General features: G+C 65.4%; 14 protein-coding genes. 6 read left to right on the top strand and 8 right to left on the bottom strand.

What is annotated here, in order from left to right; genetic code table 11:
• The 5 genes from R2N11_RS09070 to R2N11_RS09050 all read right to left on the bottom strand — a co-directional run bounded on the left by R2N11_RS09070 (position 1) and on the right by R2N11_RS09050 (position 5,287).
• Positions 1-594 carry a hydrolase gene (locus R2N11_RS09070; RefSeq protein WP_199032544.1) on the bottom strand — a complete coding sequence of 198 codons (594 nt, stop codon included), beginning with the start codon at positions 592-594 and terminating at the stop codon, positions 1-3.
• A 92-nt stretch (positions 595-686) separates the two neighbouring features.
• The gene (locus R2N11_RS09065) at positions 687-2,135 is read right to left on the bottom strand and encodes an MFS transporter (RefSeq protein ID WP_316680855.1); all 1,449 of its coding nucleotides are present in this window, start codon (positions 2,133-2,135) and stop codon (positions 687-689) included.
• A 19-nt stretch (positions 2,136-2,154) separates the two neighbouring features.
• The gene (locus R2N11_RS09060; protein WP_199032542.1) at positions 2,155-3,174 is read right to left on the bottom strand and encodes a cyclase family protein; all 1,020 of its coding nucleotides are present in this window, start codon (positions 3,172-3,174) and stop codon (positions 2,155-2,157) included.
• A gap of 40 nt (positions 3,175-3,214) precedes the next feature.
• Entirely contained in the window at positions 3,215-4,492 is a 1,278-nt protein-coding gene (locus tag R2N11_RS09055; RefSeq protein ID WP_199032541.1) for a CaiB/BaiF CoA transferase family protein, read from the bottom strand.
• A gap of 48 nt (positions 4,493-4,540) precedes the next feature.
• Positions 4,541-5,287, bottom strand: a complete 747-nt coding sequence (locus R2N11_RS09050; RefSeq protein WP_199032540.1) for an IclR family transcriptional regulator — start codon at positions 5,285-5,287, stop codon at positions 4,541-4,543.
• A 221-nt stretch (positions 5,288-5,508) separates the two neighbouring features.
• Between R2N11_RS09050 and R2N11_RS09045 the strand changes: the two genes are divergently transcribed.
• From R2N11_RS09045 to R2N11_RS09035, 3 genes are all read left to right on the top strand, one after another.
• On the top strand, positions 5,509-6,399 hold the full coding sequence (locus tag R2N11_RS09045) for an HpcH/HpaI aldolase/citrate lyase family protein (RefSeq protein ID WP_199032539.1): 891 nt from the start codon (positions 5,509-5,511) through the stop codon (positions 6,397-6,399).
• A gap of 64 nt (positions 6,400-6,463) precedes the next feature.
• Complete coding sequence (locus R2N11_RS09040; protein ID WP_199032538.1) at positions 6,464-7,549, top strand: porin; 1,086 nt, start codon at positions 6,464-6,466, stop codon at positions 7,547-7,549.
• 33 nt (positions 7,550-7,582) lie between these two features.
• Positions 7,583-9,088 carry an MmgE/PrpD family protein gene (locus R2N11_RS09035; RefSeq protein WP_316680854.1) on the top strand — a complete coding sequence of 502 codons (1,506 nt, stop codon included), beginning with the start codon at positions 7,583-7,585 and terminating at the stop codon, positions 9,086-9,088.
• 68 nt (positions 9,089-9,156) lie between these two features.
• On the opposite strand, the gene R2N11_RS09030 is transcribed toward R2N11_RS09035, so the two are convergent.
• A complete protein-coding gene (locus R2N11_RS09030; protein WP_199030002.1) occupies positions 9,157-9,591 on the bottom strand; it encodes a PaaI family thioesterase in 435 nt (144 codons plus the stop codon).
• A gap of 316 nt (positions 9,592-9,907) precedes the next feature.
• Here R2N11_RS09030 and R2N11_RS09025 point away from each other — a divergent pair, with 316 nt between their 5' ends.
• Complete coding sequence (locus R2N11_RS09025; protein ID WP_316680853.1) at positions 9,908-11,038, top strand: porin; 1,131 nt, start codon at positions 9,908-9,910, stop codon at positions 11,036-11,038.
• 9 nt (positions 11,039-11,047) lie between these two features.
• Here R2N11_RS09025 and R2N11_RS09020 read toward each other — a convergent pair whose 3' ends face one another.
• On the bottom strand, positions 11,048-12,103 hold the full coding sequence (locus R2N11_RS09020) for an ABC transporter substrate-binding protein (RefSeq protein WP_316680852.1): 1,056 nt from the start codon (positions 12,101-12,103) through the stop codon (positions 11,048-11,050).
• Positions 12,104-12,263: 160 nt separating this feature from the next.
• Here R2N11_RS09020 and R2N11_RS09015 point away from each other — a divergent pair, with 160 nt between their 5' ends.
• Entirely contained in the window at positions 12,264-12,944 is a 681-nt protein-coding gene (locus R2N11_RS09015) for a response regulator (protein WP_316680851.1), read from the top strand.
• Positions 12,922-14,382 (top strand): sensor histidine kinase, encoded by a 1,461-nt coding sequence (locus R2N11_RS09010; RefSeq protein WP_316680850.1) that lies wholly within the window; start codon positions 12,922-12,924, stop codon positions 14,380-14,382. Before R2N11_RS09015 ends, R2N11_RS09010 begins: the two co-directional genes overlap by 23 nt.
• 30 nt (positions 14,383-14,412) lie before the next feature.
• On the opposite strand, the gene R2N11_RS09005 is transcribed toward R2N11_RS09010, so the two are convergent.
• Positions 14,413-16,083, bottom strand: coding sequence for an S-layer protein (locus R2N11_RS09005; RefSeq protein WP_316680849.1), 1,671 nt, complete (start codon positions 16,081-16,083; stop codon positions 14,413-14,415).
• Positions 16,084-16,247 lie beyond the last annotated feature (164 nt).

Below are 16,247 nucleotides of genomic sequence, written 5' to 3'. Positions count from 1 at the left end.
TTAGGCGGTGAGTGCCGCGAGGATGGTGTCCGTGTTGCGCACACGGCCCAGACGCGGAAAGACGTGCTCCACCGACGATCGGTGCAGCGCGGCATCGTTCGAGCTCATCGCATCTTCGGCCAGCACCAGCGCGTAGCCGTGCTCCCATGCGGCACGCGCGGTCGATTCCACGCCCACATGCGTGGAGATACCGCCCAGCACGATGGTAGTGATGCCGCGGCGGCGCAGTTGCAGATCCAGCTCGGTGCCGTAGAACGCGCCCCACTGGCGCTTGGTGATCTGGATGTCGGTGGGCGCGACTTCCAGCTCGGCGGGCTGCTCCCACCATTGCGGCGGCAGGCCGCCGGGCTGCGTGGGCGCGGGACGATCGACGGGCTGGCGCGGGGCGTCGGCATAGTCGGAAGCCCAGCCCACACGCACCAGCACCACCGGCGCGCCCAGTTCACGAAAGCGCTTGGCCAGCTTGGCCGAGGCGCTCATCACTTGCTCGGGCGAATGTGGCCCCTGCGCAAACGGCAGGATGCCGCGTTGCAGGTCGATCAGTACCAGCGCGGTGGATTGGGGTGACAAGGTCAGCGATTGCTCGGCAGACATGGGTGTGACTCCTGGGGATGGAAGCGTTCAGACATGAGGCTGGGGGCGTGGTTCCTCCGCCCCCGTGGGGAGTACAAGCGCGCTCTGGGGCATCAGGACCGGCCTGCCGGCAGCGTGCCGAGGGGCGGCGCCATGTCGTTTGCATGAGGTTCTCCGGCGCCCGCGATCTCGTCAAGCGAGCGGTTGTTCGTTCGCGGTCCGAAGATCCCGATCGACAGCATTACGATCAACATACTTGCGCTGATCAACACGAACACCGCGGGTGCCCCCGCGTGCTCGAGCAGCAGTGCGACCATGAAACTGCTGGCAATGCCCGTCAACCGCCCGAATGCATGCACGAACCCCAGCGCGCGGCCGCGGATTTGCGTCGGAAACACCTCGGCCTGATAGGCGGTGGCGTTGCTGGCCATCACGGTGTTGCACAGGGTGATGAGCACGCCAAAGAGGATCGCCAGCGGCGCCTGCCCCGACAAGGCGAAACCGGTGCCGAACACCACCACCCCGAACGCCGTGGCGACGATCAGCCATTTGCGTTCGATGCGATCCGCCAGCAGCCCACCGATGATGGGCGACACCGGATACGCAAACGCAATCACGAACGCATACCAGAGGCTTTTGGAGATGGATGCTCCCTGTGCCGCAAGCAGCGTGGGCAGCCATTGACTGAAGCCGAAGAAGCCGATGCTCAAGAACGCGTTGAAGGTGATCAGCATGACCGTGCGGCTACGGTAACGCTGGTTCCACATCGATTGCGCAGCGGGCGCACTGCCCGGCGCCTGTATGGCTTGCGTCCGGACGGGCGGCAAGGGGCGGCCGGATTCGTGCTCTACGCGATCCTCGACCTGCTGGACGATGGCTTCGGCTTCTTGCATGCGTCCGCGCATGGCCAGCCAGTGCGGCGACTCCGGCAGCCGGTGCTGCAGCCACCAGGCGACGATGGCACCACTGCCACCTGCTGCGACCACCCAGCGCCAGCCCGAGATGCCAAACGGCGATTGAGGAATCCACAGCCAGGACGCCAGTGCAAGCACGGGCATTGCCAAGTAGCTGATGCCGAAGCAGACCGCGAAGGCCCGCCCGCGCATGTCCTTGGGGACCAGCTCGGTGAGGAACGCGCCGATCGTGATCAGCTCTGCGCCCGCGCCGCAACTGGCCACGAAGCGGCAAAGGTGGATGCCGAGCGCCGTGCTCTGGAAGCACATCGCCACGCTGGCTGCGGTGTACAGCAGCAGTGCGCCGGTGAATACGCTGCGCCGGCCGATACGGTCGGCCAGGCGCGAGACGAACATCTCGCCGATGAAGAGGCCGGCAAACGTTGCTGCGCCCAATGCCCCCTGGTCCGACATCCCGAACGTGCCGTGGGCACCTGCGTGAAAGATGCCGTCCCGGATCAGGCCGGGTGGCAGGTAGGTCATCTGGAACAGGTCGTAGACCTCGAAGAAGCCGCCAACGCTCAGCAGCAGCACCAGACGCCAGATCGTGCCGGTGGCCGGCAAGCGGTCGATGCGCGAAGCGATCGACTGCGCATAGGTTGCAGACATGTAATGTCTCCTGCAGGGTTCAGACCGTAGCGATGGGATTGACCGGCGATCCCACGAGCCCACGCACATGCAGCGGCGGCGCGGTCAGCAGGAAGCGGTTGCGTTGATGCGTGCGCAGCCATTGCGCCAGTGGCGTCAGGTGCCACAGCTCGCCCAGGTGGATGCCCAGCTTGAACAGGCACAGCTCATGCAGCGGCATCAGCGCGCCGGGGCTCGCCCGGTCAACAAGCTGGTGCGGGCGCTCTTCGACGGCGTGGTTGTCCGCAACCAGCGCGGCCAGGCCCGAGGCGTCGATCCAGTTCAGGAGTCGCTCGTCATTGCCATCGAGCACGCAGCAGGTGTCGGGCATGGCTTGTTCGCCAGCGATATCGGCTTGCAGCAACCGATCGGCGAAGCCCGTGTGAATGCAGACGATGTCACCGCGCTCGACCACGATAGCGTCGGCACGCAGCACGGCCATCCAGTCGTCGTAGCCGATCTTGCGGCGCGCATCGCCAAAGTGATGTCGCAGATCGACCAGCACCCCCCGCCCCTGCACGCCAGTCTGGGCCATGACTTCGATGCCCAGTGCGTGCGCACCGCCCATCGATGCGCCGGCCTGCGGTACCCGCACGTGTTCGTCCATGCGGTAGCCGTTGTAGAACACGGCTTCTGCGTTGCCGTCACCATCCGCATCGAACAGCGAGCCGACATGCGACAGCGCATCCCACTGTGTGGAGAACTGCGAGTGCATGCAGAAGGCGTCGTCGCAAACGACGTCGGTTGCATTGCGTGCTGCTTCCTCGGCGCGGTAACCGAAGTACGGCCGGCCTTGCAGCAGTGCGGGGCTGATCGTTGGCGGTTGTCGCCGCGCGTTGAGCCCACCGCCGCGCGGAACATCCAGCGGCAGGCTGAGCGAGAACACCACGCCTTCGCGCACTTCTGCGACGGCGCGCAAGACGCGGTCCGGCGTCAGCCAGTTCAGCCTGCCTCGTTGATCATCGATACCGAAGTCGCCCCAATTGGAACCGGGCGGCCGGTGGGTCCAGCGCGGGTTCATGCAGTCTCCTTGTTTTTGATTTGTTTTCTGGCGGTGTTGCCTAGCGTGGCAGGATCACGCCCTGCGCCGTAAGGCGCGCGTAATCGTCCTCGCCCAGCAGCGGCAGCAGGATTTCGCGGTTGTTCTCGCCGAGTGCGGGCGCGGGCCGGCGGAATACGCCCGGCGTGCCGGACAGGCGCGGTGCGATGTTGTGCATGGGCAAGCTGCCCGCATCGTCGTCGGGCAGCTCGACCAGGGCTTCGCGCTCGATCACGTAGTTGTCGTGCACGATCTGTGCGATATCGTGGATCGGCCCGACCGTGACGCCGGCCGCCTCGAAGAAGGCGAGGTTGCTATCCAGGTCGCGCTCGGCAATGAAGGCGCTCACGATGGCGTCCAGTTCTTCCGCGTGCTGCACACGCAGAACGTTGGTGCGGTAGCGCGGATCGTCGATCAGGTCGGGGCGTCCGATCGCGCGGAACATGCGCTCGGCCATCCCCTGCGTGGAGCTCGACATGCACAGCCACTTGTTGTCGCGGGTGCGGTACGTATTGCGCGGCGCGGTGTTGGTCGAGCGGCTGCCGGTGCGCGGCTTGACCTTGCCCGTGAGTGCGTAGTTGGCGGCGGCTGGCCCGAGAATGGAGAACAGCGGTTCGAACAGCGACACGTCGATCACCTGGCCCATCGCGCCCTCGGCGTCGCGTGCGCGCAGTGCCACCAGCACGGCAATCGCGCCGGACAGGCCGGCCGTCATGTCCCCCAGGAACATCGGCGGCAGCACCGGTTCGCGATCGGCAAAACCATTGATGGCGGCGAACCCTGCATAGCCTTCGGCCAGCGTGCCGAAGCCGGGTTTGTGCCGGTACGGACCGCTCTGGCCCCAGCCGGAGATGCGCGCGATCACCAACTGCGGGCGCAGCGCGAGCAGCACCTCGGGGCCGAGCCCCATTTGCTCGGCAACGCCGGGTTTGAAGCTCTCGATGAACACATCGGCATCGCGCACTAGCCGATGTACGATTTCGATGCCTTCGGGCGAACGCAGATCCACGCACACGCTGCGCTTGTTGCGCCCGTAGACCTTCCAGTTGGTGCTGATGCCGCCGGCGCCGACCGCGCGCAGCGTATCGCCGTGCTCGCCCTCGACCTTGATCACGTCGGCGCCAAAGTCAGCGAGCTGCACGCTCAGCATGTTGCCCGCCATCAGCCGCGATAGGTCGATGACGCGCACGCCGGCCAGCGGCCCGCGTGCATCGGCATCGAACTGCTTGACGTGGATTGGGCCAGTGGACGCGCGAAAGGGGGCCTTGCCCGCATGGGCTTGCGTTTGTTCAACGGACATCGGTGTCTCCGGTATGGGTAACTGGTGCGGCGCGCTGGGCCGCTTGCGCTACGCCTGCAGTGCGCCGAGCGAGTCGGCCTGGGTGGCGGCGCCTGGCGACGGGAGGTCTCCGCCGAGCGCGTGTGTCAGTTCGGCCGCGGCGGCCAGCACGCGCGGCAGGTAGTCGTTCTGCACTTTCTTGTTGAAGCGGTAGCGCGGGATGCCTAACGAGATCGCACCGCTGATCACCCGGCCAACGCCGAACACCGGGCAGGCAATCGCTGCGCTTTCTGCATCGCGCTCGGCAACGGAGACGGCGTACCCCTGCTCCACGACTTTTTCGTGCTCCGCGCCGCGCGTGCCGGAAAACGCCAGCAGCACGTGCCCCGCCGCACCCACATCGAGCGGGAAGCGATCGCCCTCGCGCAGATTGGTCCGCACTGAGCGCTCGGCGTGGAAGCGGAACAGGCAGACGCGCTGGTCGCCTTCGCGCACGTAGAACGCGGCGGTTTCGCCGGTCTCCTCCGACAGTCGGGCGAGGATCGGCGCGGCGTGTTCGCGCAGCTGGAACGACTCGCGATACGTCATGCCCAGATGAAAGTTGGCCGGCCCCAGCACGTAGCGCCCATCCGGCAGCCGCTTGATGAAGCGGAACTGCTCAAGCGATTCGAACATGCGCAGCAGCGTGCTCATGTTCAGCCCGGTGGCCTCGCTCACCTGCGCCAGCATCAGCCCATTGGGGGCGTTGCCGAAGGCGAGCAGGACGGTCAGGGCGCGATTGACCGCGGAGACGCCGCCCTCTGTTTGCGTGTTCATGTGGACCTCGTGACGTGCTGGTCGACGCGCTGACGGCGTCGATAAAAAATGAAAGTTGTTTTCATTATATTTGTGAGAGCGCATTTGGCAATAGCCACGTCAACCTGCTCGGATGGTGTGGTGATTTGCGTGTGCAAGCAGTCACAAGGGTTAACGATAGTCTTGACGAATTCGATGTCGAACACAAAAAATGAAAGTCACTTTCATTTTAGTGAGTTGATATGTTTTCGTCACCCTTACCGGTCTGGCGCTCGCTGTTGTACGTGCCAGCCCATGTCCCCCGCTACGTTGCCAAGGCCGAGGTCTGCGGGGCCGATGCCGTCATCCTCGATCTGGAAGACGGTGTACCGCATGAGCAGAAGGCGCAGGCGCGCGGCGCGCTTGCCGAAGCGATTCCGCGCCTGGCCCGCATCGGCTACGACGTGTTGGTGCGCGTCAACGGTCCGCTGGAACCCATGGCGGCGGACCTGCGTGCCGCCGTTCTGGCGGGCGCGAGCGGTGTCGTCTTGCCCAAGGTGCGTGGCGCAGCGCATCTGGAAGCCATCGATGAACAGCTGGGGTTGCTGGAGGACGCATGCGGCGCCCCGCTTGGCCGGACCCGCATCATCGCCATCATCGAAACGCCGCGCGCCTTCGAGGTGATGAGTGACATTGCGCGCGCCACGCCGCGCATTGCGGCCCTGATGCTTGGCGGCGGCGATTTCGCGCTGTCCTGCGACAGCCGTGCCAGCGCCGAGGTGTTGCGCGTGCCGAAACAGTTGCTGGTGATTGCCGCCCGAGCCGCCGGCGTCCTGCCCCTCGGCCTGACCGGGGGATTGGACGTGCTGGACGATCTCGACGCCTTCGAGCGCGCGGCCCAGCAGTCCGTCGACATGGGCTTTGCCGGCGCGACCTGTATCCATCCCGCGCAGGTGGCGGTGCTCAACCGCGCCTTCATGCCCTCGGCTGAGGAGGTTTCCGACGCCAGCGCGCTGCTGGCGGCCTTCGACGCTGCGCGCGCCGAGGGCCGCGGCGCGCTCCGGTTCGACGGACGGATGGTCGACGCCCCAGGCGTCGCACGCGCGCGCCGCGTGCTAGCCCGCCATGCCGCCAGCCAGAGGCGCATGCCGTAGCCCTGATTTGCCGGCGCCGCCGGCACTTGCCGTATCCCAAAAATCAAAACAGCAGGAGACAACCATGACCACGCGAATGTTCGCGCTATGCGGACTGGGCCTTCTTTCGGCCAGCGCCAGCGCACAGTCCACCCTCACCCTGTATGGCGTCGCCGACGTCTATACGGAATTCCTGACCAGCCAGGCAGCGCCGGGCGATGGTCGCGCTGTCACGCAGACGCGCATGGCCTCGGGCGGCAAGAGCGGCTCGCGCTGGGGCTTGAAGGGCAAGGAAGACCTGGGTGGCGGCTGGCGGGCGGCGTTCCGCCTGGAAAGCGGCATCAACCTCAACAACGGCACTGGAACGGGCTCGGGCGGGGGCGGCTTCGACCGCTCCGCGTGGGTGGCGCTGGAGAACGACCAGTGGGGCATGCTGCGCCTGGGCCGCCAGTACACCACGCTGTTCGATGTCATGGAAAAGTACTCGCCCACCGGGGCGTACTCCACGCTGTATGAGCCCGCAGGCGCCATCGTCGGCCTGAACTTTCGCGAGAACAGCGTCGTGAAGTACCGGTTCGAGACCGGCCCGCTGGCCGTGCAGGCGCACTACGCCCTGGGCGGCACGCCGGGCACGTTCCAGACCAGCGCCGCGTACGGCGCCGGCTTCGACTATGCGAGCGGCCCGCTGTCGTTCGCTGCAGCCTATGACAACGTCAACGGTTCGCAGCTCAGCAACGTCACGCATTTCCGGCGCTACTCGGCCGCAGCCATGGTCGCGCTGGGTCGCGCCGAGTGGATCGTCGGCCTGACCGAAGGCAACGGCAACGTGAGCACGCCGCTGGTCGTCACGCGCTACACGTTCCTGTGGACGGGGGTGCGCTATCGCATCTCTGAGCGCCTCCAGGCTATCTGTGCGTTCTATTACGAGAACGTTCGCGCGCAGAACCCCTCGCCCGGGCAGCCAGCCCCACAGCTGACCAATCCGCAGCAGGTCACCGTACAGCTCAACTACTTTCCGTCGAAGACCACGACGCTCTATCTCGCGGCCGGTTATGCGCACCGCGCCGCGCTGGACTTCGACAACTACAACTACAGCTTCCTGCACTACTCGCTCGCTGCCGGCCGGTCCGTCAGCACGGGCGTGGCGCTGGGCATTCGCAAGCTGTTCTGATACGCAACCAGACCCTGATCAGGAGATCGTGACATGTCCATCACGCTTGCGCGCCGTCGCACGTTCTTGCTACGAGCGCTTGCCGGTACCGCCGGTTTCGCATTCGCGGGCGCGTCGTCGGCGCAACCCCTTGCCGACGCGGCCAAACCTGCCGCCACCACTGTGCTGCCCATCGCCAATCGCCTGGCCGAATACGTGCATCGCCTGCGATACGAAGACATCGATGCCGGCGCGCTTGAAGCGTTGAAGCTGCGTCTGGTCGATACATTCGGTTGCGCGCTTGCGGCGTTGCAGGAGCCTGTGGTCCAGCGGTGCTTCCACCTTGCTGAAGCCGACGCGAGCTACGCTTCGACGCTGATCGGAACGACGCGCCGCACGACGCCGGAGCTTGCGGCCTTCGCCAACGGCGCGGCCATCCGCTACTACGATCTCAACGATGGATACGCCGCCAAGGAGATCGGCCATCCGAGTGATTTCATCTCGGTCAGTCTTGCCGTGGCGCAATCGGAGCGGCGTTCGATCCAGGATTTCATCCTGGCCTCGCTCGTCGCCTACGAAATCGAATGCAGGCTGTTCGACGCCGCCGCCATCAGCCCGCGCGGCTGGGACAACCCGAGCTATGGCGTGGTGACCGCAGCGCTGACCGCCGGCAAGCTGATGAAGCTCTCGGTCGAGCAATTGACGCAGGCCGTCAACATCGCGCTCGTCGACCACATTGCGATGAACCAGACCAGAACCCAGGTGCTGTCGAACTGGAAAGGGCTGGCCGATGCATCGGCGGCAAAAAGCGGTGTCTTTGCCGCAAGGCTGGCGCGCGAGGGGGTGACCGGCCCCAGCCCGGTCTTCGAGGGCACTTATGGGTTCGAGAAGCTCGTCGCAGGCCAGCCTATTCCTATCGATACGTCGACGTTCGGGGGAGCGGGCCGCCCGTTCCGCATTGCCGATGTGCTCGTGAAACCGTATCCGGCACAAGGCCACACGTTGACTGCGGTGGAGGCGGCCATTCGGCTGTCGGGGCGGATTCACGACCCTGCGCAGATCGACAAGGTGGTCGTTGCGACAACGCAGCTCGGCTACAGGATCACCGGAAGCGGGCCGTATGTCTGGGCGCCAGCCACCAAGGAGACGGCCGACCACAGCATGCCCTACATCGTGGCGCGTGCGCTTATCGATGGCACGTTGACGAACGCGAGCTACACCCCCGAGAAACTCACCGCGGCAGACGTACGCGCGCTGATGCCCAAGATCCGCGTCGAGGAGGACCCGGCGCTCACCGCACTCTATCCGCGGCACATTCCAAACCGCATCTCGGTGCATCTGCGTTCGGGGGAGGTCTTGTCTGAACGTGTTGACGACCTGCCGGGCGCGCCCGACGTACCGCTGACACGCCAGGCGATCGAAGCCAAGTTCTGGCGTACCGCAGGCGCGGCCATCCCTCGGGCGCACGGCGAGGCGTTGATCCAGCGCATCTGGTCGATGGAGCGGCTGAGCGGCGTCGACGCCTTGTTTGAGGCGGCTGTGGTCGAACGGATGGCTTGAGCATCACCGGTTGCGTGCGCAAAAAAAAAGAGGGGCGCTGAGGCCCCCCTTCTCTTTGTTGCCGCGTCTTATGGACGGCGAATGACACACGTAGCCGTGGCATGCGCCAGCAGCGTGCCGTCCTGCGTCTTGAGCGTGCCCTCCGACACGCCGATCGTGCGCGAGACATGCAGCACGCGGCCAACGGCCACCAGCGGCGTATCCACCGGCACCGCCTTCACCATCTTCACGTTCAGGTCGACCGTGCCGTAGCCGACGCCGGCTTCGAGCATGGAATGCACCGCGCAGCCCGTCACCGAATCAAGCACCGTGGCGGCAAAGCCGCCGTGCACGCCACCCAGTGGATTGAGGTGGCGGCGGTCGGCCTTGGCGCCGAAATGCACGACGCCGGATTCGATGGCGTCCATCGACATCGGGATGGTTTCGCTGATGGACGCGCGCGGCAGATCACCGCGCGACATGGCCTGCAGCAATTGCAGACCGGTCATTTGGGACGGATGCATGGGGAAGGTCGGGTTGGATTGAGAAAGACAGAAAGACGACTCGACACTCTACTCCGAGCCGGGTTTCTACGACTGCAATGCGTTGCAGCGCGCGCCGCAACAACGCTCCCGATCCGCGCGCAATCCACGCCCCCAATGCGGGCGAACCCTAACGTTGCGCGCACGCCGACGCGAAAGGCTCCAGAAAGGTGGCCCCCTCTACGCTCGCCCAGCGATTGCATCGGGCGGCCTGATTGACTGGATTCACCGCCCTTGCGCGTTCCCTCAAGCCGGCATCACGACCGGACACCATCACCCACAAAGGAAGGAGACTTCAATGTCCCGTATCAAGTTCGCCCTCGCGGCGACTGCGGCCGCTGCGGCCACCCTGGCCACCACCGGCGCCCATGCACAGGCGTCGAACGTGACGCTCTACGGCCTGATCGACACCACCATCAGCACCGTCAACAACACCAATGCGGCCGGCGCACGCACCACCGGCTTCCAGGTGCCCTGGTTCTCGGGCAGCCGCTGGGGCCTGACCGGCAAGGAAGACCTGGGCGGCGGCACGTCGGCCATCTTCCGGCTGGAATCCGAATTTGAGACGCCGACCGGCAACATGGACACCCCGGGCGTGCTGTTCAACCGTGATGCGTGGGTGGGCCTGTCGAGCGAAGCGCTGGGCAAGCTGACCTTTGGCCGCCAGAACGCCATTGCGCGCGATATCTCGGCCATCTACGGCGACCCGTACACCAGCGACAAGGTGGGCCTGGATGAAGGCGGCTACACCAACGTCAACAACTTCAAGCAACTGATCTTCTACGCAGGCAGCGCCACGGGCACGCGCCTGAACAACGGTGTGGTGTGGAAGAAGATGTGGGACGGCCGCTTCCTCACGGCCCTGGGCTATCAGTTTGGCGAAGTGCCGGGCCAGTTCTCGCAAGGCAGCACTGAGTCACTCGCCCTGGGCTACAACGGCGACAGCTTCCACGTGGCGGGCTTCGCGCAGCAGGCCAAGGTCAATGGCTTTACCGATCGCTCGTATTCGGTGGGCGGTAACGTGATCCTGGGCATCTTCCGCATCAACGCCGGCTACTTCCACTACACCGGCGAGCAGCCGGCCGCGATCGGCAACCGCAGCGACAACGCCTACACCGTGTCGCTGAAGGTCGCCCCGCAAGGCGCGTTCGACTACGAGATCGGCTACCAGATCATGAAGGCGAACAACGCCGCCTTCGACGCCAACGGCAACACGCTCAACGCGTACGCGAGCGTGCTGGGTGCCACGGCCTCGGGCAGCGGCCGCAAGAGCACGCTGTACGGCTCGGTGTTCTATCACGTGTCCAAGCGCACCGAGTTCTACGTGGCGGCCGACTACATGAAGCTGAAGGATCAGTACATCGTGGGCTCGACCAACGGCCACAACAGCCAGACCGAGTTCGGCATCGGCATGCGCACGCGGTTCTGATCGAAGCGTTCAGCGCTCGCGCACCTGATCGACAAACTTGTTGGTATAGGTGCGCGAGAGATCGATGTGCTTGTCGCGCGCGTTGGCATTGCTGGTGGCAAGGACGCGCAGGACGGTGGGTGGGCCGTCGTCCGGCATGCGTCCGTCGGTGCTGAAGGTGGGCAACGCGGCGGCAAGCGATTTGACGTAGAGCTCAGGATGTTCGTGGCGGAATTCAGCCGGCATGCGCGCGGCAATGTCCTCCGCGTTGTGCGCGTGCATGTAGCGCAGGGTCCGCACGAAAGCGCGGGCCAGTTTGGTGGCCAGTTCCGGGTGGGCTTCGAGCCATTCGGTCTGCAGGTACAGGCACGCCGCCGGATACGGGCCGCCCAGCGCGGCACGCGTGCCTTCGAGCGTGCGCAGATCGAGCAGCACGCGGGCTTCGCCGTTGCGCACCAAGCGCGAGACGGTCGGGTCGGTGGTCATGCCGGCATCGATGCGGCCGCTGCGCAGCGCTTTGACGAAGCTGTGTTCTGCGCCGACCGGCAGCATGGTGTAGTCACCCGCAGGCAGTCCTTGCTGGGCCATCAGGTGGCGCGTGAGAAAGCTGGTGGATGCACCCAGGCCCGTCACGCCCAGTGTGCGGCCGCGCAGCTCGCGCATCGATTCCACCGTGGTGGGCAGTCGCGTGGACACCACTTCCGCCTCGCCCGGCACCTGGCTGAAGACCACGATGGCGCGCACTTCCTTGCCCTTGGCCTGCAGGTCGATCGTATGGTCGTAGAAGCCGACCACGCCTTGCGCGAAGCCGGTCAGCAGTTCGCTTTCCGCATCCACGCCGGCGGGCTGTGAGAGTAGCTCCACCTCCAGCCCTTCGTCACGGAAGTAGCCCAGGCGCTGTGCCAAGGTGGCGGGCAGATAGATCATCTTGGCCGTGCCGCTGACCATGATGGTCAGGCGCGTGGGGTCTTGCGCCAAGGCGTGCGAGGTCACTGCCGTCAGTGTCACCAGACAGGCAGTGAGCAACGGCGTGATCCAGCCCCGGGAGCCGCGTGTGCGGGCACCCCTGCAGGTAAAAACACCCATTGAGTTGTCTCCGGCTCTTTTGTAGATATCGGTATCGCGCGCGCTGCAACATTGGGCCAATCAGCAAGTGATGCCCCAAGCGCACGCGTAGGCAGCCGTCACCATTCTAGGAAGCGGCAACCCACAAATCGCTTTCATTTTTCAGACGCGCTGTTTTCGTATGAAGCTGCTCCTGATCGAAGACAACGCCCCGCTGGCGCACTGGCTCTCTGAAGCGTTGCGCCGCGCGCACTTCACGGTGGATCACGCCACGGATGGCGAATCCGCCGATACCCTGCTGCTCACGCAGCATTACGACGTGGTGCTGCTCGACCTGCAGTTGCCGACGCTGTCGGGGCAAGGCGTATTGCAACGTCTGCGCAGTCGCCGCAACGCCGTGCCGGTGCTGATCCTGACCGCCAGCGGTGGTATCGACGACAAGGTTGCCTGCCTGGGCGCCGGTGCCGATGACTACCTCGTCAAGCCGTTCGAGATCCGCGAGCTGATCGCGCGCATCCAGGTGTTGGTACGGCGCAGCACGCCTGATCAATCCGTTGAGCTGCACTGTGGTGACCTGGCCTACCACACGGGCAGCCGCACCTTTGCGCTGGCCGGCCAGCCGCTGGTGTTGCCCGCGCGTGAGCACACCGTGCTGGAAATCCTCATGCTCAAGCTCGGGCGCACGGTGTCCAAGCCCGCGCTGGTCAACGGCGTGTTCGGCCTGGACGATGAGGCCAGCCCCGAAGCCATCGAGATCTACATCCACCGCCTGCGCAAGAAGCTGGAGCATGCCGCCGCCACCATCGTCACGCTGCGCGGCCTCGGTTACCTGCTGCGCGATGCTTCGACCCAACCCTCCTGAGCAACTGGCGGCACGGGCGGCAGCACCGTCCACCTCACGCGCGCGCAGCCTGCGTGCGCGGCTGGTGTTGTGGCTGGCATTGCCGTTGGTTGTCTATGTGGCGGCCGATGCCTGGCTGGATCTGGCGGCCGCGCGCCACAACGCTGATCTCGTGCACTACCACTCGCTGGACACCGCCGCGCAAATGATCAGCGGCCAGATCGAATGGGAAGACGGCCGCCTGCGCGTATCGGTGCCGCCGGCAGCGCTGGCGGTGTTCGCCGCGCCCGAGACCCCCGTGCGCGACCAGATTGCGTATCAGGTCAGCACTGAAGATGGCCGCCTGCTGGCGGGGCGGCTGGATTTCGGCACGCGCCCCGCCTTTGATACCGTGGGCCTGGCCGACACCGGCACCTATGCCGATCTGCTGGAGGGTCAGCCCGTGCACGTGGCCGCAGTCGTGCGCACCATGTACGACGCCGGACGCACGGAGCGTGTCGTCACGCGCGTGGCGCAAACCATGAACGGCCGCGACGCAATGATCCGGCAGTTGTGGTGGCCTTCCACCGTGCGCCAGCTTGCGCTGGTGGGCCTGGCGCTGGCGATGATCCTGATCGGGCTGACACTGGAGCTGCGGCCGATTCTGCGGTTGGCCGGCAACGTGTCGGCACGCGCGCCCACCGATCTGGCACCGCTCGATCCCGAGGGCCTGCAGCGCGAGCTGCAGCCGATTGCCGGTGCGTTCAATCAATATCTGCAGCGCATTGCCGACAACGCACTCACGCAGAAGCGCTTTATTGCCGATGCGGCGCACCAGATGCGCACGCCGCTGGCGATTCTCGACACGCAGATGCAGGTGGCCGCGCAAACCAACGCCGACGATGCGCTACACGAAGTGCTGAAAGCCGCGCGCACCAGCACGCGCAATCTGGCCGATCTCATCAACGATCTGCTGTTGCTCTCGCAGGCCGAAGCCTCGGCTGCCACCAGCGAAACGGTCGAACTCTTGCAGGTGGCGCGCACCGTGCTCGAAGACCTCGCACTGCTGGCCGACGGCCGGCGTATTGACCTGGGGATGGAGGCGGCAGAGCAGCCGGTCTGGACGTCGGGCAATCGCACGCTGGTTGCGGCCCTGCTGTTCAACCTGGTGGACAACGCCGTGCGCTACACGCAGGAAGGCGGACACGTCACCGTGCAGGTGTCGGCCGACTACGGTTGGGCCATGCTGACGGTGACTGACAACGGCCCCGGCATTCCGCCCGATGCGTACGCACGCGTGTTCGAGCGCTTCACGCGCCTGGCAGGCACGCAGACCCAGGGCAGCGGCCTGGGCCTGGCGATCGTGCGGCAGATCGTCGATCGCATGGGCGGGCAGATTGCGCTGGCGCCCGGGCCCGGCGGCACCGGGTTGGCGGTGACGGTGTGGCTGCGGCGGGCCGGGGCGCCGGCCGCCGCTTGAGTTGCTGCCGTAGCTGCCTTTACGCTGGCCTTACTGCACCGACACGAACACCGGGTTCGAGTAGAACCACAGGTCGTTGTAGTTGCGGTCATTGATGGCGTTGAAGCGCGCCACGTTTTCCGTCACGACCGTCTTCTGGTCGGGCAGCGGATTGCCGTTGCTGGTCTCGCCCGACACGTTCATGCCGAGGTTGGTGCCGCGCAGGCGGAAGTACTGGTTCTTGGTTGCCGTGGTGGTGTACGTGACGCTGTTGTAGCCGTCGGCATCGACTTTCCAGTCCGCCTTGGTGAAGGTGGCGACGACCTTGGTGGAGTCGTTGGTCGCCTTCGCATACGCAGGCGTGCCGGGGGCGGCCTTGGGGCCAACGTCACCGGCGATCAGGTCAACGTGGTCGACCACCGGGCGCATGTTGGCCTTGAAGCCGCTGCCCAGCGGGTACTCATAGTTGTTGTGGTCGGGGCTCTTGAAGCGGATGGTGATCGTCACCTTGTCGCCGGCCTTCGCGGTGAGCGTGCCACCCATGTCAGCCGAGGCGGTGGCGTTGTCAGCGTGAAAGTCCAGCGCATTGATGAGATCGCCAAATACGCCGAACGATTTGCCCGAACGCATAGCGCCCAGCAGCGTCTTCAGGTCGGTGCTGGTGCCCGGCAGCCAGAGGTAGGTCTTGGCATATTCACCCGGGTAGTAGCCGCTGCTGAACTGCTGCGTAGCGTCCACCTGGAAATGGTGGTCGGAATCCGCAAAGTTCCAGACGCGGCGGCCTTCGCCCAGTAGGGCATCCCAGACGCCACCGACTTGCGCGACCACGTAGTCGACGCCGCCGTAGGTGCGGTTTGGCAGATTGGCGTCGATGTAGGCGCTGTTGTAGCCGCCGCGATCGGGCTCCATCTGGTTGCCGACCATGCCCTCGATGCCGAACATGATGTCGGGCGCAGTGTCGTTGAACTGGCGGAAATCCGCCACCGTGTACTTGCCCGGGTTGCGCGACGGGTGGTTGATCAGGCCGTAGCTGGTGTTCGGGTAGTTCGTCTTGAGCCAGTTGAAGGCGTTCACCACATCAGCATGCGTGCTGCCGGCGCGCGGCCCTTCCTGCTGCCATGCCGCCACATCGTTCGGGTTGAACAGCGCGGCGGCCTGCTGCGTGAAGAAGTACTCGAACTTGTTTAAGCCCTTTGCAGACGTCTGCAGCTTGTCGGTGCCCTCGAAGATGCCGACGTTCAGGTGATCGTGCGTGGGCATGTCCCACTCGGTGGCCGAGAAAATCAGCTTGCCCGTGTACTTGCCGGCGGCTTGTGCCTGCGCAATGGCCGGCATCTCGTACTGCGCGATCCCCGCCGATGCTGCAATCGACCCGCCCGGCAGCGTGGCGCCCGTGGCATCGCGCGGCGACGGACGCAGGTGGTTGGACACCGCCATCCAGTCCAGGCTGTTGAGGTTGAATGCGTGATCGAGCACGCTCGCCAGCGGCGTCACAGCATCGGCCGACTCGGCCGTGTGCACGTGCAGGTCGCCCGTCGTCCACACGCCTTGCGGCTTGGCGGGCGGGGTCGGCGTGGTTGGGTTGGTGGGTGTTGGGTTGGCCGGAGTCGTGTCGGTGCCGGCGGTCTTGGGGGCGTCGTCACTGCCGCCGCAGGCGTAGAGGCCGAGGGACAGGAACACAGGCACAGCAATCGCGATCAGCGTCTTTTTTGTTGAGAGCATCGTGGTTTCCAGTCGGTGTGATGAGGTCGGGCAAACGCTTCTGGCCATCCATGCGTGTGGCTAGCTCTTGCGAAGATGAAACGTTTGCGCGGGCCGAATCTTGGTGACCGACGATGACGCTCAGGTGAATTCGGCGCAGGAGGTGGCGTGCTTTCCTTAGAGAA

This window comes from Ralstonia flaminis (genome assembly GCF_958415495.1).
Taxonomy (GTDB): Bacteria; Pseudomonadota; Gammaproteobacteria; order Burkholderiales; family Burkholderiaceae; genus Ralstonia; species Ralstonia flaminis.
The sequence above is the reverse complement of the archived record's forward strand: the minus strand, read 5'-3'. Positions and strand labels throughout refer to the sequence as shown.